14 protein-coding genes are annotated in these 16,794 nt (G+C 64.2%); 9 read left to right on the top strand and 5 right to left on the bottom strand.

The features are described 5' to 3' along the window. Positions 1-68 precede the first annotated feature (68 nt). The gene (locus EPB08_RS20180) at positions 69-1,244 is read right to left on the bottom strand and encodes an alpha/beta fold hydrolase (RefSeq protein ID WP_229238438.1); all 1,176 of its coding nucleotides are present in this window, start codon (positions 1,242-1,244) and stop codon (positions 69-71) included. A gap of 321 nt (positions 1,245-1,565) precedes the next feature. On the opposite strand from EPB08_RS20180, the gene EPB08_RS20175 reads away from it, so the two are divergent. The 5 genes from EPB08_RS20175 (at position 1,566) to EPB08_RS20155 (ending at position 8,222) form a co-directional block, all read left to right on the top strand. Further along, positions 1,566-2,654, top strand: coding sequence for a hypothetical protein (locus EPB08_RS20175; RefSeq protein ID WP_130620927.1), 1,089 nt, complete (start codon positions 1,566-1,568; stop codon positions 2,652-2,654). Positions 2,655-2,901: 247 nt separating this feature from the next. After that, positions 2,902-4,428 (top strand): DUF1254 domain-containing protein, encoded by a 1,527-nt coding sequence (locus tag EPB08_RS20170; RefSeq protein WP_130620926.1) that lies wholly within the window; start codon positions 2,902-2,904, stop codon positions 4,426-4,428. 29 nt (positions 4,429-4,457) lie between these two features. Further along, positions 4,458-5,936, top strand: coding sequence for a DUF1254 domain-containing protein (locus EPB08_RS20165; RefSeq protein ID WP_130620925.1), 1,479 nt, complete (start codon positions 4,458-4,460; stop codon positions 5,934-5,936). Positions 5,937-6,140: 204 nt separating this feature from the next. Next, positions 6,141-6,350 (top strand): dodecin, encoded by a 210-nt coding sequence (locus tag EPB08_RS20160; RefSeq protein ID WP_130620924.1) that lies wholly within the window; start codon positions 6,141-6,143, stop codon positions 6,348-6,350. 114 nt (positions 6,351-6,464) lie between these two features. Further along, the gene (locus EPB08_RS20155) at positions 6,465-8,222 is read left to right on the top strand and encodes a GGDEF domain-containing protein (RefSeq protein ID WP_130620923.1); all 1,758 of its coding nucleotides are present in this window, start codon (positions 6,465-6,467) and stop codon (positions 8,220-8,222) included. Positions 8,223-8,241: 19 nt separating this feature from the next. Here the strand turns inward: EPB08_RS20155 and EPB08_RS20150 are convergent, their stop codons facing one another. Continuing rightward, positions 8,242-9,108, bottom strand: a complete 867-nt coding sequence (locus EPB08_RS20150) for an aldo/keto reductase family oxidoreductase (protein ID WP_130620922.1) — start codon at positions 9,106-9,108, stop codon at positions 8,242-8,244. Between the two features lie 116 nt (positions 9,109-9,224). Between EPB08_RS20150 and EPB08_RS20145 the strand changes: the two genes are divergently transcribed. Together EPB08_RS20145 and EPB08_RS20140 are read left to right on the top strand one after the other, a co-directional pair. Next, complete coding sequence (locus tag EPB08_RS20145; RefSeq protein ID WP_205746430.1) at positions 9,225-10,145, top strand: LysR family transcriptional regulator; 921 nt, start codon at positions 9,225-9,227, stop codon at positions 10,143-10,145. 119 nt (positions 10,146-10,264) lie between these two features. Then, positions 10,265-10,561 (top strand): hypothetical protein, encoded by a 297-nt coding sequence (locus tag EPB08_RS20140; protein ID WP_130620921.1) that lies wholly within the window; start codon positions 10,265-10,267, stop codon positions 10,559-10,561. A gap of 245 nt (positions 10,562-10,806) precedes the next feature. On the opposite strand, the gene EPB08_RS20135 is transcribed toward EPB08_RS20140, so the two are convergent. Further along, positions 10,807-12,537, bottom strand: coding sequence for a SulP family inorganic anion transporter (locus EPB08_RS20135; RefSeq protein ID WP_130620920.1), 1,731 nt, complete (start codon positions 12,535-12,537; stop codon positions 10,807-10,809). A gap of 291 nt (positions 12,538-12,828) precedes the next feature. On the opposite strand from EPB08_RS20135, the gene EPB08_RS20130 reads away from it, so the two are divergent. Together EPB08_RS20130 and EPB08_RS20125 are read left to right on the top strand one after the other, a co-directional pair. Continuing rightward, the gene (locus EPB08_RS20130) at positions 12,829-13,731 is read left to right on the top strand and encodes a polyphosphate kinase 2 family protein (protein WP_130620919.1); all 903 of its coding nucleotides are present in this window, start codon (positions 12,829-12,831) and stop codon (positions 13,729-13,731) included. A 15-nt stretch (positions 13,732-13,746) separates the two neighbouring features. After that, the gene (locus EPB08_RS20125; protein ID WP_130620918.1) at positions 13,747-15,459 is read left to right on the top strand and encodes a Na/Pi cotransporter family protein; all 1,713 of its coding nucleotides are present in this window, start codon (positions 13,747-13,749) and stop codon (positions 15,457-15,459) included. A 79-nt stretch (positions 15,460-15,538) separates the two neighbouring features. Here the strand turns inward: EPB08_RS20125 and EPB08_RS20120 are convergent, their stop codons facing one another. After that, positions 15,539-16,408 (bottom strand): sigma-70 family RNA polymerase sigma factor, encoded by an 870-nt coding sequence (locus EPB08_RS20120; RefSeq protein WP_130620917.1) that lies wholly within the window; start codon positions 16,406-16,408, stop codon positions 15,539-15,541. Continuing rightward, a complete protein-coding gene (locus EPB08_RS20115) occupies positions 16,405-16,764 on the bottom strand; it encodes a putative quinol monooxygenase (protein WP_130620916.1) in 360 nt (119 codons plus the stop codon). Before EPB08_RS20115 ends, EPB08_RS20120 begins: the two co-directional genes overlap by 4 nt. Positions 16,765-16,794: the final 30 nt, after the last annotated feature.

Genomic DNA, 16,794 nt, shown 5'->3' with positions numbered 1-16,794 from the left:
GCCGGATCACACCCGACACGACCCGGCCTTATTCATGCACGTTCCTGCATGGCAGGTCGCGTTGCCGCTCAGTGGTCGCTGGTCACCTCGGCCGGCGCCGCATCGCCCACCTTCTGCGCCAGCGGCAAGGCATCGCTGACCAGGTGCGCCAGGAAGCGGCCGGGCTGTTCCTGCATCATCATGTGCGCCGAATCGGCGAACGACACCAGCTTCTTCGATGGTGCGTGGATGTTCGCGAACCACTGCTCGGCCAGCTCATGCGGCGTGGTGTAGTCGTGCGCACCCACGTAGACGATCACGGGGCAGTCGAAGTGGGTCACGTGGCTGAAGTCGGTCGCCAGCAACTCCGGCAGCAGGTACTTCAGCGAGAACAGGCTGCCCTTGTCGATCGCTGCCAGGTCTTCGCGGCTGTAGTCGGGCGACAGTTCTTCGGCATCGACGTCGAACTGGTAATCCTTGCGACCCCAGGCGAGGCCGCCGTAATACATCTCCCACTTGCTGCGCGTGCCCACGCGATCGAGCGTCAGCGGACCATTGCCCGGGTACGGCGCCATCGCTTCCATCTCGCGGATGGCGGCCTGGTTGCCCTCTTCCTTCGCCTTGCCCAGGGCGTAGTTGAAGCCCACCTCTTCGTTGCGGCGGCCGCTTACCACCTGACCCGTCGAGATGTACGCGTAGAACCACTCCGGATGACGCTGGGCCAGCTCCACGCCAAGGATGGTGCCCCACGAGTGGCCCATCAGGAAGATCTTCTGCTTGCCGAAATGCTCGCGCAGGTAGCTCACCACCTGCTCGGCGTCATCGGTCATGCCCTTCACCGACATGCCCGGTGCCATCGCCTCTTCGGTGTTGGCGCGATAGGTCTTGCCGGCGCCGCGCTGGTCCCACTGCACCACGGTGAAGTAGTCCTCCCACGGCGTCTGGAAGGTGTAGCTCTCGGGCATCGCCGGCGCGGCCGGGCCGCCATGCAGGAACAGCAGCACCGGGTTGCGGCGATCCTTGCCGCGGATCGATACCCACTGGTCGATGCCGTTGATGTGCAGCCTGACCTTCTCGTCCACGCCCTGCGAAGGAATGATCATGCGACTGCTGTCGAGGATGCGCGTGACCTGCTCGCGCGACATCATCGACTTGTCCTTGGGCTGCGCCGTGGCCTCGTCCGCCATGGCGGCGGGAGCGAACGCATGCGATGCGGCAACGGCGGCGGTCAACAGCAGCGAAACGACGAAGGACTTGCGGGACATGCGGTGGGACTCCTGTCTGGTTGTTCTGGCGGGCGCGTGCCGGACCGGCATGCGCTGTTGCCGATACCTACGGCAAGCACCGTGCCAGCCCTAGCCACGCGTCGAAATCGTTGCAACTCATGGGTTTGCATAGCGACCGCAAGAACCTGCCTGCGTCCGCGGACAAATCCACGGACGTCCGCCCGGCGGACGCCTGGATAACGGATTTAACTCCAAGAACATGTCCGCCAAGGCAGACTGTGCGGCCACCATGCCAGAGTCAGTCACGTGCAGGTCATTGATGTAGCAGCGGGATACGTTCAACGGCGGCGCGTTCATGGCGTGCGAGCCGTGCTGATGCTGGCCGGCATCGGCATCGTGTCCGCCGCCGCTGGCATGGCCCACGCCGCCACGCCGGACAGCCGCGCGGACATGCCGAACCAGCTGGCCATCCAGGTCAACGCCGACAAGCTCACCCTGGCGGTCGCCAAGGTTCCGCAGATCTATCTGTACGGCAATATCGACGCGGGTGCCGCGGATCGTTTCGAGGCACTCGTGCGTTCGGGCAAGGTGCCTTCGGGCTCGGACGTCTATCTGAATTCGCCGGGCGGCGACGAGCAGGCCGCGATAGCGCTGGGCCGACTGTTCCGTACCCAGGCAGTCACCACGCATCTGGGCGTGCCGCGCCGTCCTTCGCGCTCGGCGCCCGTTTCCAAGGTGGCGGTATGCACGGATGCCTGCACGCTCGCCTACATGGGCGGCCTCTATCGCTGGTCAGCCACAGGCAACGATCGCTTCGGTGCTTTGCCCCTGCGCACGCAGCAAGGCAATGCGCCCCAGCCGGCGGACCATGTCGACGCCTACCTGAAGGAACTGAACCTCACGGCCGAAGCGCAGTACAGCCGGAAGATCCAGGCAGATCCCAACGTGCTGAGCGGCGACGAAATGATCAATTCGGGTCTCGCCAACAACGGCCGCCTGGCGCCCACCGTCACCTACCACATGATGGGCAACGACCCGTTGCTGACACTGGGCCAGAGCGCGCGCGACGGCCAGTACCGCATCACCCTGCTGTGCAAGCCCGACGGACTCACGCTCACCGCGTACTACATGGTCGGCGCCGAACGCGCCCGGAAGCTGGTGTCGCGGGCTACGCGCTCCTACTTCGAGGTCGACAACCAGCCGACCCTGCCGGACAACCGCGACGGCTTCACCGTCACCAGCGAATCGGTGGTGATCACGCGCCCGGTTCCGCTCTCGCAATTGACGCAGTTTCTCTCCGCCCGCTCCATGGGAGCATGGCTGGCCGATCGCGGCGGCGCCGTGCGCTACGGCTTCACCATCTACCTCGATTCGGTGCGCAATCGCCTGCAGAGCTATGGCGATGCCTGCGCGCAGATGGCCAAGGCACCGGCCGCCAGCAAACGCTGACTCCACACCCGGCGCAAAGAGGGGTCGATGCTCCAAGGGCATCGACCCTTTTTCGTCCTGGCTGCGCGCCGGCTATCTCCCCGACCACGCAGGCGTCGACGAATCCATGCGGTTATCCGCCTTCGCTTGCAGCCTGACACCGCACTCAGTAGTTCTACGGATGCCGGCGCAGTAGTTTCACGATTGTCCGCATCGCGACCTTTCGTGGAAGCTCGATCTTCATAGCCAGGCCCACGAGGTATGAGCGATGAAGACGATACGGATGTCGGTCAGGTCGGCGTTCGGCGCGGCCGCGATGCTTCCCCTGCTCCTCGCTGGCAGCGCCTTCGCGCAGGACGCCCAGCCTCCGCACCTGAAGATGACCACCCCGATCCCGCCGCAGATCACCACGCCTGCGCAGGTGGAATCGAGCCTCGGCACGCTGCGCTTCACCGACGGCATACCCACGCCGGAAACCGCACAGAAGGTCTACGACAACCTCGATACCATCCGCGCCACCGAAGCCTTCCTCAATGGCATCCCCGGCGCGTCGATGGCCGCGATTCGCGCCGGTTTGCGCAAGGCGGGCGCGGTGGACAGCACCGTCGGCGTCTACGAGACGCTGATGGATTCGAAATCGATCTATCTGACGCCCAACAGCGAAACCATCTACTTCTGGAACTGGATGGACCTGAAGAACGGTCCGGTGGTGGTGGAAACGCCGCCGGACATCCTCGGCGTGGTCGACGATTTCTGGTTCCGCTACGTCACCGACATGGGCAACGCCGGCCCCGACAAGGGCAAGGGCGGCAAATACCTGTTCGTGCCGCCCGGCTACACCGGCGAAATCCCCTCGGGCTACTTCGTGGTCAAGCCGCCTACCTTCGGCAACCTGGTGTTCGGCCGCGCCTTCATGAAAAACGGCGACACCAAGCCCGGCGTAGCGAGCCTCAAGCAGGGACTGCGCATCTATCCGCTGGCACAGGCATCCAGCCCGCCGAAGATGCGCTTCATCAACCTCTCCGGCAAGGTGATGAACACGGTGCATGCCAACAACATCGAGTTCTACGACGAGATCAACCAGATCGTGCAGGAAGAACCCGCCGGCGTGTACGGACCGGACATGACCGGCCTGTTCGCCTCCATCGGCATGGTCAAGGGCAAGCCGTTCGCGCCCGATACGCGCATGAAGAAGATCCTCACCGACGGTGCCGCCATCGGCAACGCCACTGCACGCGCGATCGACTTCCGCAATCGGGACGCGCGGGCGCTGATCTATCCGGACCGCCACTGGAACACGCCCTTCATCGGCGGCAGCTACGAATGGCTCAACGACGGCGCACGCAACTTCGATGCACGCACGATGTTCTTCTACGCCGCCACCATCGACACCCCGGCGATGGCCGTAGCGATGCCGGGCATCGGCTCCCAGTACGCCGCCGCCAATCTCGATGTGCATGGCGATCCGTTCGACGGATCGAAGGTGTATCGCCTGCACGTCGCCGCCAAGGTGCCGGTGAAGGATTTCTGGTCGGTGGTGGTCTACGACCCGCAGACGCGCTCCATGCTGCAGACCGACCAGCAGTTCCCCAGCCTTTCCAGCGCGCGCGGCCTCAAGCCCAACGCCGACGGCTCGGCGGACATCTACTTCGCACCGAAGCGTCCGAAGGACGCTGCCAACTGGATCCAGACGGTGCCGAACAAGAGCTGGTTCCTGATCTTCCGCCTGTACGGCCCGCTGCAGCCCTGGTTCGACAAGAGCTGGTCGCTGGAAGACATCCAGCCTGTCAGGTGATTCCCCGACTCCGCCGAAAGGACGCTCCCATGATCCTGCATCGCACCCTGCTCGCTTCGGCCCTGTTGCTCGCCACCAGCCAGGCCTTCGCACAATCCGGCGACACGCATGGCTGGCTGGACAACGACCACATCCAGTCCCGCTACGGTGCGCTGGAGTTCAAGGGCGGTTATCCCACCGCCGAGACCGCCACCCGCTTGCGCGAATCCATAGAGCTGGCCCGCGCCATCGACGTGTACATGGCGCAAATGCCCACGGTGTCGTGGTACGCGGTATGGAAAGGCACCGCCGAGGCGGGTAACCAGCAGCCGAACCAGATGATCATCTGGGAAAACCTGATGGACGCGAAGACCTTGTTGCTCACCGGCAACACGGAAACCGTCTACGGGCTCGCCGCCATTGACCTGCGCAAGGGGCCCGTGGTGATCGAGGTGCCCCCGAAGATGCTGGGCGGCGTCAGCGACATTCGCCAGGCGGAAATTCTCGGCATCGGCCCGCCGGGTGCAGACAAGGGCCAGGGCGGCAAGCTGCTGCTGGTTCCGCCGGGCTACAAGGGCAGCATCCCGAACGGCTACATCGTCGGTCATTCGCCCAGCTATCGCGCGGTGTTTGGCGTACGCGGCTTCCTCGTCGACGGAAAGACCGACGTGCCAGTGGCGCTGATGAAGAAGACCCGTATCTACGCGCTCGGCGATGCAGGACACCCGCCCGAGCAGGTTTTCATCAACGGATCGGGCAAGGAAGTCGATACCGTCTTTCCGGATACGTTCGCCTACTTCGAAGATCTCGGCCGCATCGTGCAGGACGAACCTGCCGACATCTTCACCACCTCCGACCGTTTCGCCATGGCCACCATCGGCATCGAGAGTGGCAAGCCATTCCAGCCGGACGATGCGCAGCGCAAGCTGCTCACTGAAGCAGCCAGGCTCGGCGGCGCGTATGCACGCGTGAACGGCTTCGACTCGCAGGATCCCGAACGCCTCGTTTACCCCGACCGTACCTGGGAGTGGACCTTCATCGGCGGCAGCGCGACCTGGGACGCGCAGGGTTACGTCAACGCGGATCGTCGGGCCGCCTTTGCCTATTCGGCCATCGGCATGTCGCCGGCCATGGCATCCAAGGCTGTTGGCGTGGGTTCGCAGTACATCTGGGCCATGCGGGACAAGCAGGGCAACCATCTCGACGGCGGCAAGGACTATCACCTGCACCTGCCGCCGGACATTCCCGTGAAGGCGTTCTGGTCGGTGGTGGTGTACGACGCGGTCAGCCGATCGTTGCTGCGCAACGGACAGAAATTCCCATCGGTAAGCCAGTACGCCGGACCAATGAAGAACGCCGACGGTTCCTACGATCTTTACTTCGGTCCCAAGGCACCCGCCGGCAAGGAGAAGAACTGGGTCCAGACCGTGCCGGGCAAGGGATGGTTCACCCTTCTGCGGTTCTACGGGCCGTTGCAGCCGTTCTTCGACAAGACCTGGAAGCCGGACGATATCGAGGAAGTGAAGTAGACGACGCCCCCGTGCCAGAGCGAACCATGCGGCGGGGGCAACGCATCGCACGGTTCCCGGGGAATCTGGTCGGCCTCAAGTGGAATTCTGCATCGCGGACGATGAGCTGCCCTTCACACCCTTTTGGCGAGCCGGGGTATGGACTGGCCAGTGACTGTCCATGCCATGCGCTCCCAAGAAGCATCCATTCCGGAGGTCTCGCCCATGTCCGATCACGTCTACAAGTCGCTGGAACTGACCGGCTCTTCGAAGAAGAGCAGCGATGACGCCATCAAGCTCGCCATTGCCAAGGCCTCCAAGACGATCCGCGACATCCGCTGGTTCCGAGTCACCGAGATCCGCGGCCACGTGGACGATGGCAAGGTCGCCTATTGGCAAGTCACCCTGAAGATCGGCTTCACGCTCGAAGACTGACCCCCGCGGACATCGCAGGGCGCAGCAACCGCTACGTAGTTTTTCGGAGGCGGAATGGAAGCGTTTGTGCTGCCATCCGCCGACACGACCCCGTGCGATCCGGGCTGATGCGTCATGCCGAACAGCGCGCCGCCATACTCGTCGATCACCCAACGCTTCCAGTCGATTGTCGTCACGATCTATGTGCTGACGCTGCCCCTGGTGGTCTGGGCGCTGGCCAACCAGTGGATGGCTTATGCGGCGGCGCGGGATGCCTTGCAGGACCTCACCACCTTCCGCATGACGCTGGACATCATGGTGGACCTGTCAGAGGAACGTGGGGCTACGTTCCGCGCGTTTGATGACCCCTCCCCCACCTTCCTGCAAAGACAGGCCAGGCTGGGCGGTGTGCGCGGCAAGGTGGACGCCAACCTCGAGCGACTGCGCGCACGATTCGGCCATGCATCCTGCGATTCATGCGAGGGCATGGCTACTGACGTCAATCATGTTGAATCCGCACTGCAGGAAGCGCGCCAGTCCGCCAATGCCCTATTGAGCAAAGCGCCCTCCGAGCGCAGCAGTGCGCAGGTCAGCGCGACCTTCGATCGTCTCGCCGCGGTGGGTCCGCTGGTCACGTCCATTGCAGCGACCAACGCACCCGGCGTCATACGGCGCGACCCCGAGGCCGTCAGATACCTTTACACCGCTGGCTTTGCTGCTCTTCTACGGGATAGCGGTGGGCTGCTTGCATCTCAGATCGCCCGGGCCCTGGCCACAGAGCACACCCTTACACCAGAAGAAAATACGCGTATCGAGCAAACCATCGGCAAGATCAACCAGCTGTATACCTTGGTGAGATCGGCGGTGGTGCGACTGCCGGACCTGCCCAGCGATCTACTAGCCCCCGTCCGGGACCGCTATATCGGCGAAGACATCAACTATGTCGCCCAGGTGCGCGCTGAACTGACAGCCGGTGGTGCCTCGAAACCAAGCGCGACCGCATTTCTCGATCGTTACTTTCCTCTGATGCAGCCCATCGTCAACATACGCGACATCGCATTGCGGCTTACGGAAGCAAGGCTTCGGGAGGACCTGGTCAAACAGAGGGCGCTACTTGTGTCGATCGCCGTGTCCATCCTCCTGTTGACCGTCTTCATCGGCGTGATGACGAGGCAATTCCACAAGCAGATCGTGCGTCCCTTCGTCGAAGCGCGCCGCTCCATCCTGGCGATTGCAACCGGCGATCTTTCAACCACGGTCGCGCGCCCTGCCTATGAGGGCGAGATCCACGATCTGTTCGACGCCATCGATGCGCTGAAGGAGAACAGCAGGCTTCGCCTTCAACTCGAAGTCGAACGTGATCTTCTTTTGACCGAACTGCGCGAACTCGCCGATACGGATCCGCTGACCGGCCTGCTGAACCGCCGTGCGTTCGAGACACGCGCCGAGCGCTTGCTGGCCGATCGACGCAACACAGACTCCTATGTCGTGCTCACGTCGTTCGACATCGATCACTTCAAGCGCATCAACGATACCTATGGCCACGAGACGGGAGATCGTGCGCTCAAGCGACTCGCGGAACTCTGCCGGGAGGCTTGGCGCGCCGATGACATCCTCGGTCGCATCGGCGGTGAGGAGTTTGCCGTTCTCACCACCACGAAACACCCGGACCAATCACAGGCGCCGGCCCAGCGCGTGCTGGACCAACTCCACCAGGAAAACATCGCAGCGATCGACGGCCGGATGTTTTCCATGACGGTGAGCTTCGGGGTCACCGTCGCGCGAAAAGGTGACACTCCGTCGCTGGAGGCCCTGTTCCGCGACGCCGATGCCCTGCTCTATCGCGCCAAGAATTCTGGCCGCGACCGTATCGAGATGGGCGCGTCGTCCTGATCGGAGCGCACGCGGGCCATCAGCCTGCGCCGCCGACCTTGTCCAGCTCCGCCAGCACCTCCGCCGACAACTCGATCTCGGCGGCCTTCAGGTTCTCCCGAAGATGTCCCAGCGACGACGTGCCGGGAATCAGCAGAATGTTGGGTGAGCGGTGCAGCAGCCAGGCCAGCGCCACCTGCATCGGCGTGGCATCCAGGCGATGCGCTATCGCGGAAAGCCCGGACGACTGGATCGGCGTGAAGCCGCCCAGCGGAAAGAATGGCACATAAGCCATGCCCTTGGCCGCCAGTTCGTCGACCAGCGCATCGTCCGCGCGCTGCACGAGGTTGTATTGGTTCTGCACGCACACGATCGTGGCAATGCCTTGCGCCTCGGCCACCTGCGCCGACGTGACATTGCTCAGGCCCACATGGCGAACCAGGCCCTTTTGCTGCAGCTCGGCGAGCGTTTCGACCTGTCGCGCGATGGAACCCTCACCCGGTTCATGGATCTGCCCCATCACGCGCAGATTCACCACGTCGAGCACGTCGCGACCGAGATGGCGCAGGTTGTCGTGCACGGCGCGGCGCAGATCTTCCGGCGCCTGCGCGGACAGCCACGAGCCATCGTCGCCGCGGATGGCACCGACCTTGGTGACGATGAGCAGGTCGTCCGGGTACGGGTGCAGCGCCTCGCGAATGATCTGGTTGGTGACATGCGGGCCGTAGAAGTCGCTGGTGTCGATATGGTTGACGCCGGAAGCCACGGCCTCGCGGAGCACCGCGATGGCCGTCGCACGATCTTTCGGAGGGCCGAATACACCGGGCCCGGCCAGCTGCATGGCGCCGTAGCCCATGCGATTCACGTGGCGGCCGGCAAAGGGATAGGAGAGCGAGGAACGGGTCATGGGGGTACTCCTTGCAGTGATGGATTCACTATGGGGAAGATCGGCCTGTTCGATAATCCCACCGGCTCCGCACGGGCTGTGCGAAAAGGTAAACAATGACCCTGGAGATGAATGACCTGGCTGCATTCGTTTCGGTGGCGCGAGCGGGCGGCTTTCGGGACGCCGCGCGCACCAGCGGGATCTCGGCGTCGGGCCTCAGCACCGCCGTACGCCGACTGGAAAGCCGGCTCGGCGTGCGCTTGCTCAACCGCACGACACGCAGCGTCGCACCGACGGAGGCCGGCGAGCGCTTGCTCGAACGGCTGACGCCAGCCCTTGCGGACATGGAAGCGGCGCTGGACGTGCTCAACCATTTTCGCGATCGCCCCGCCGGCACCTTGCGGCTCAACGTGCCGGCCGGCGTCGCGCGCATCGTGCTGCCATCGCTCATCACACGGTTCCTGCAGGCGTATCCGGACATCCGCGTGGAGCTCACCGTCGAAGACAGCTTCGTGGATCTTCCGAGCGTAGGCTGCGATGCGGGCATCCGCTATGACGAGCGGCTGGAACCGAACATGATCGCGACGCCCATCGGCCCACGCGTGCAACGCTTCGCCACGGCCGCCGCGCCCGCTTATCTCGATGCCCACGGCCGCCCCGAACACCCGCGCGAGCTCCTCGGGCACGCCTGCCTGCGCGGCCGCTTCGCCAGTGGCTCCATGCCCACCTGGGATTTCGAACGCGAAGGTGAAGTGGTGAAGGTCGATCCCTCCGGACCACTGGTGGTGCGGCCCGGCGCGGTGATCGACATGGCGGTCGACGCTGCCGTGGCGGGCCTTGGCATCATTCATCTCTACGAGGACATGCTCCGTCCCCACTTGGACAGCGGCGCACTCGTACCCATCCTCGAACCCTGGTGGCAGGACTTCTCGGGACCGTTCCTCTACTACCCGGGCCGCCAGCACCTGCCGGCTCCGCTGCGTGCCTTCGTCGATTTCGTGAAGCGCGATGGTGAGGAGCGGGCGAGCACTTCGTCACCGGCAAGCCGCAAGGCTTGAACGGCGTGGCCGTGCGGCTGCGAGCCCCTGGTACAGGCACCGGCACGCCACCATCACCTCGCCACGCATCCCGCTGAGCTAGGCTTTCGCGACTTGCAGCCGTCATGGAGGTAGGTGACATGCGTGCCCCCACAGGTTCCGTGGTTGGTCTTTGCGCCGCCTCCGCCACCATGTGCGCGCTGGGCATGGCATTTCTTGGCTATTGGGGTGTGCATGAGGCCTCAGCCTGGCACTGGACCGATGTGGTGGCCGTGGCCCTCGCCTTCATCGGATTCGCCGTGCTGGCCTCGACACCGTGGATCGTCACCACGCCCGTCGAGCACGAAAGCGAGGAGCGTATCGTGGCCGCCCGCCGCGCCTTTGCCATCGGTACCGCTGCAATCTGGCTTGCGGCCCTGATCACCGTGGTCGGCTAAGCGCGCCGCCAGGCATCAGCAGTTACATGTCTGCCGGATACGTGCAGCGCGCAACGGGCTTGCTGATTAACTTTGCACCTGGATCGCTGCGGACCGTAAACCACAGCGATCCGGTCGGCTAACCGCGACTCCTGCTTGTATGTGGAGGGGCGGCTGGAACTGCGTACCTCGCCCCCGAGTCCCGCGCGCCGCCAGCCGTCCCTCCCTAAGCGCGACATGCGCGAGGCGTCCGTCATGGTGCGCCGTCAGGACTTCTGCTGCAGATAGTCGTCGACTGCGCTGCCCACGGTGGGATGGAATTCTTCACGTGTCATCACATCCGCGAGTTCGAACCGCTTGAGCTTGTCGCGCACGGGATCCTTCATTTCCGCGAAGTGCAGCTCGATGCCACGTTCGGCCAGGATCCGGCACAGTTCACGCAGCATGTCGGCCGAGGTGACGTCGACGCTGGTGACCGGTTCGGCGGCGACCACGACGCGCTTCACCGGTGTCGGCGATGCATCGATCGCTTCCAGCAAGCGCTCCTGGAACAGTTCGGCATTGGCGAAGAACAGCGGCGCATCCCAGCGAAACAGCACCAGTCCCGGAATGCGCGACGCCTGCGGATAGCGCTTGATGTCGTGGTAGCCACGCAGATTCTCCACGCGGCCGAGCACGGCGTAATGCGGTCGCCAGCCATCCCACAGGAATTCGAGGACGGCAATCACCACGGCAATGCAGATGCCCGGAATCGCCCCGAACACCGCAACGCCTACAAAGCAGGCCATCGAGAGCCAGAACTCCCATTGCTGGATGCGATAGATGCGCTTGAGGTCGGCAAACTCGAACAACCCGAGGGCCGCGGCGATGACCACCGCTGCGAGCGCACTGTTGGGCAGGTGACGCATCAGGTTCGGTGCAGCCACGAGCACGATGGCCACGGCCACGGCGCCGACGATTCCAGTCACCTGCGTCCTGGCGCCGGCGGCCTCGGCGACCGGCGTGCGCGACGAACTGCTGCTGATCGGAAACCCCTGGAAGAACCCCGCCGCCAGATTTGCGACACCGAGGCCCACCATCTCCTGGTTGGGGTCGACGCGCATCTTGTAGCGCGCCGCAAAGGTACGCGAGAGCACGCTTGTGTCGGCGAACGAAATCAACGCGACGGCACAGCCACCGAGCAGGATCTCCACCAGATCCGCGTTGCTGGCCCACGGCATCGCGAACGTGGGCAGCCCCTGCGGAATCTTGCCCAGCACCTTCACGCCCATGCCATCCAGCTTGAACAAGCTCACGCAAAGCGTGGCGACAACCACGGCGACCAGAATGCCGGGCACCTTGTCGAAGCGCTTGAGGAACAGGATCAACACCAGGCTCCCCGCCCCCACGGCAAAGCTGTACCAGTTGGCCTGCCCGGCGGCGATCGCCGTGCCCAGACTCGCCATCTCACGCAACGGGCCCTGGTCCTCCACGGAAATGGCAAACAGCTTGGGCAGCTGGCTGACCAGCACCGTCAATGCAATGCCATTCATGTAGCCATAGCGAATCGGCTTGGAAAGCAGCTCGGTAATGAAGCCAAGGCGCAACAGACCCAGCACGATGCAGAACAGCCCGGAGACCACGGCCATCATGCCGGCGACGGCGATGGCACGCGATGGATCGCCCGCCGAAATGGAAACCACGACGGCGAGAATCGGCGCCGCCAGGGCAGAGTCCGGGCCAAGCACAAGGATCCGGCTCGGCCCGAGAACGGCATAAGCCAGCAGTGGAATGATGGTGGCGTACAGGCCGTAGACACCGGGCACACCCGAGGCCTCGGCGTAGGCGATGCCGACCGGCACCAGCATGGTGGTCAACACCAGGCCGGCAGCCACATCCTTGGGCAGCCAGGCTGCCTGGTACTGCCTGAGCATCTGCACGCCCGGAAGCCAGCGCAACCACCCTGGCGCGGTGACCGACGCATGTTCGCCCTGCGCGATTGGCCTGCTGGATGCCATGTCTCGATCACTCCCGTTCGAAACTCGCTGCGGCAAATCATAGGCTGCGGACTGCCCCGCAGCCAGAACAACCTACGCCAATTCGATCCATCGATATGCCGCTTTCCCGACGGCAACGACGGAATCGCGTGAGGCGCTGCAAACCTCTTCCACGAAGCTTCCGTCCGGCTTTCGCTTCACATGAAGTACACGCGCACGAGCCCAGTTTCGCGGGGCGATGCGAAGGCCTATATCGAGCCGCCGCATGCACCTGTCGCATCACTCGTGGCGAGCTCAGCAGAGGAAGCGCCCATGCCGCGCAAAGACATACTGGACGCCCTGAGCAGTTATATCGAACCGTTCCGCGTGACCGATGGCAAGGATTTCCGCCTGAAGGACTTTGATCCCGGCGACACCCGCGGACTCAAGATGGACAAGGACGAAGCCGTGCAGCTGCTCGAGCGTGGCTCCGAATGGCTGGCGATGGAGCAGGACATCCTCTACGCGCAGGATTCGTGGTCCGTGCTGCTGGTGTTCCAGGCGATGGACGCCGCAGGCAAGGACAGCACCATCAAGCACGTGATGTCGCGCGTCAATCCGCAGGGTTGCGATGTTGCGTCGTTCAAGGAACCGTCGACCGAGGAACTCTCCCACGACTTTCTCTGGCGCTATCTCGCCAAGGCACCCAAGCGCGGGCACATCGGCATCTTCAACCGCTCGTACTACGAAGAGGTACTGGTGGTTCGCGTGCATCGGCAACTGCTGGAGGCGCAAAAGATCCCGCCGCCGCTGGTCACCGACGACATCTGGGACGAACGCCTCGCCGACATCGCCCAGTTCGAGGACTACCTCACCCGCCAGGGCACCATCATCCTCAAGTTCTATCTGAACCTTTCGCTCGAGGAACAGAAGAAGCGCTTCATGAAGCGTCTCGACAATCCCGACAAGCACTGGAAGTTTTCCGCGTCCGATGTTCGCGAGCGCCAGTATTGGGACGAATACATGCAGGCTTATGAAGCGACGATCCGCGCGACGGCCTCCAAGGCAGCGCCCTGGTACGTCGTGCCCGCCGACCACAAATGGTTCACCCGGCTCGTTGTCGCCGCCGCGATCGTCGAGGCCGTCGAGAACCTGGACCTGGCCTATCCCAAAGTCACGCCAGAGCAGAAGAAGGACCTTGCAGCGGCGCGCAAGGAACTCAAGGCCGAACCGTAGAGGGGCGAAGCACGCATGCAGACAATCATTGTCGTGCTGGGTGGCGTCGGGTTGTTCCTGCTCGGCATGGCGGTCATGACCGACGGTTTGAAGGCGCTGGCGGGTTCCGCCCTGCGCACCGTGCTGGGCAAGGCCGCCGCCACCCCGCTCTCGGGTGCGTTCTGGGGTGCCATCGTCACGCTGCTCGTGCAGTCCTCCAGTGCCGTCACCATGACCACCATCGGACTGGTCAGCGCCGGACTGCTGACCTTTCCGCAAGGACTCGGCCTCGTCTTCGGCGCGAACGTGGGCACGACGGGCACCGCCTGGCTCGTGGCGCTGATCGGCGTGAACGTATCACTGTCGACCTATGCGCTACCGGTGATCTTCCTGGGGTCGCTGGCGAAGCTGCTGGGTGGCGGCAGGATCGCCGCGGCCGGTAGCGCCTTGGCGGGCTTCGCCCTGGTGCTCTACGGCCTCACCACGCTCCAGCAGGGCATGGGTGGGCTCGCGCAAAGCCTGCATCCGTCCGACCTTCCAGCCGTGCTTGGCGCTGCCGACGTCGGCTTTGTGCGCGGCTTGCTCGGCCTGCTCACCCTGATCGTCGTCGGTATCGCGATGACGGCCGTCATGCAGTCGTCCACCGCCTCCACCGCCGTCACGCTGTCGGCCTTTCTCGCCGGTGCGGTGAGCCTTGAACAGGGCGCGGCCCTGATCATCGGCCAGAACATCGGCACAGCCACCAGTTCGGCCCTCGCCGCCATCGGCGCCAGCACGACGGCCAAGCGCCTCGCGGTGGCCTACGTGCTGTTCAAGATCATCGCCGCCACGATTGCCATCGTCGCCTTTCCGCTCACGGCGCCGCTGATGCGGCGCTGGTCTTCATCGGTCGACGGCGCCACGTTGCTCGCCGCCTATCACACCGCCTACAACGTGATCGGCGTTTCGGTGCTGCTGCCGGCGACGCAGTGGTTCACGCGTGTCGTGGAACGGATGCTGCCATCGAAGGAAACGGCACTGGAGCGCGCACTCGATCCGAGCGCCCTGGTCAATCCGGTGATCGCGGTCGAGACCACCCGACGCGTCGTGGCGGAGGTCCTCAAGACCACGGCACCGTCCATCTCCGCCGCGCTCTCGACCGAAGCCGGGCACGCCACCGTGGACGCCGCCACGCCCGCGGCGACGCTCGAGAAAGCGCGCCAGTTCCTCTCCGAACTGCAAGAACCGCCTGAAACGGAAGAGGAGCAGTTCCGCATGACGAGCACGCTGCACGCACTCGATAACGCGTCACGCCTGGTAGGTGCCCTCGGCAAGCTCGTCGCAGCCGGCCCCGCTTCCCGCACGTTCCACGATCCGCGCGTCGCGGCACTCTGCAAACAGGCCGTGGAGGCGACGCACACGATTGCAGAATCCATCACCAGCGAGTCCGCCCTTACCCAGCAGGCGCAACCAATCGGCTGGACGGTTTCGCCACAGATCGCCAAGACACTCGCCGAGCTTGAACGAGCCGCGAAAGACATCGACGTGGTCCAGCGCGATCAGCGCGCCACCCTCCTCGCCTCCGTGGCGCCCGGACAATTGACCGCGACCGAGGCGTTCGCGCGGATCGACGCGGCACGCCGCCTCAACCGGCTGGTTCATCACGCATGGCGCGCGGCCGTACACCTGCTTGGCCAGGAAGGACAGGTCGCTGCTGCGAACCAAGCCGGCTCCATCCCGGCCCTGCTGCGCGACGAAGAACCTGAGTGAACGCACACGCCGCGACGGCGACGGCGACGGCGACGGCGACGCAGGCACTCAAAGCGGGACAGCACAGCCAAGGGTCGGCTCAAGACCCCGTCCCTGCGAGCTGCACCCAATCAGCGGCTTCCATCACATAAGGCGCGAAGAGGAAATCGCGTATCGCGGCGACCTGCTCCTGCCGCCAGTCGATCAGCACGAAATAGGTCGGCCTTTGCGTGGCATTCGTGCCGTCGTACACCAGCATGGCCGGGCGCCCTTCCACCGCCCCCAGGGCAAATCGCCATGTCGTCACCTCGGCATAGCGGGTGAAGTAGCGACTGATGCCATCGCGGCCTTCCAGCTTCAGGCGGTTGACCATATCCAGCTTCACGTCTTCGGCGAGCATGGCGCGAATCGCATCGAAATCGCCTTCCTGGAACAGGCGTACATACGTGGCGACCTTCTTCCGGTCCGCATCGGCCATGAGCGGCAGGCGCGTTTCATCGGGCAATTGCGCCAGCTGCCTCAACGCCACCCGCCCCCGCTGAAGCGCCGACTTGGCGGCGGCGTGCGTGCAGTCCGCAATCGTCGCGACCTCCTCCACCGAATGCCCGAGAACGTCCTTGAGGATCACCGCGCAACGCTGCAGTTCGGGCAGTCGCAGGAAGAGGTGAAAGCTCACTTCGACGATATGGCTGTCGGGTTCCGCTGCCTCCTCCAGGTCATCCGTCAGCGGAACCACCTTGTGCCGGGATTTGCTGCGCAGAAAGTCGAGGCTCGTGTGGTGGGCGATGCGCAGCAACCAGGCTTCGAGGTTGTCCACGCCCATGCCTTCGTTCCGTGCGCGCAAGGCCTTCACCAGCGCATCCTGCACCGCATCCTCGCCGTCCACGGCCGAGCCGATCATGCGCGCGCAGTAACGATGCAAGCGTGGCCGGAGTTCCTGCAGACGATCCTCGAACTGCGCTTCGTTCATGCATCGAGCTCCATGGCGACATCCCCGGTGGACAGTCCAAAGGACACGTCGGAACGGTAACGGCCGAATACCTCTACGCCCAGGGTCGAATCGATACTGGCGAGCTTGAGGATTTCCGGAAAATAGACGGTCATGCGCGGATCGGACCGCATCGCATCGACCGCGGCGACGCTCTCCCACTCGGAGTGTATGACGACGCTGTTGCCGTCCGCAGAGGCAATCAGTCGACTTCCCCTCCAGCCCGCCAGCGTGCGGACCACGGTTTCGATATTGTGCTCCAGGAGCGCCACCAGCGCGTCCCGCTTGCCGGGCTCGGCTTTCAGGACGTTGATGAGAACCATCGGTGAGTTCGACATGACGTGTGTCCTTTTCAGAGGGAACACACC

This window comes from Dyella amyloliquefaciens, from assembly GCF_004296575.1.
GTDB lineage: Bacteria > Pseudomonadota > Gammaproteobacteria > Xanthomonadales > Rhodanobacteraceae > Dyella > Dyella amyloliquefaciens.
This window is presented reverse-complemented; position numbering and strand designations above follow the sequence as displayed.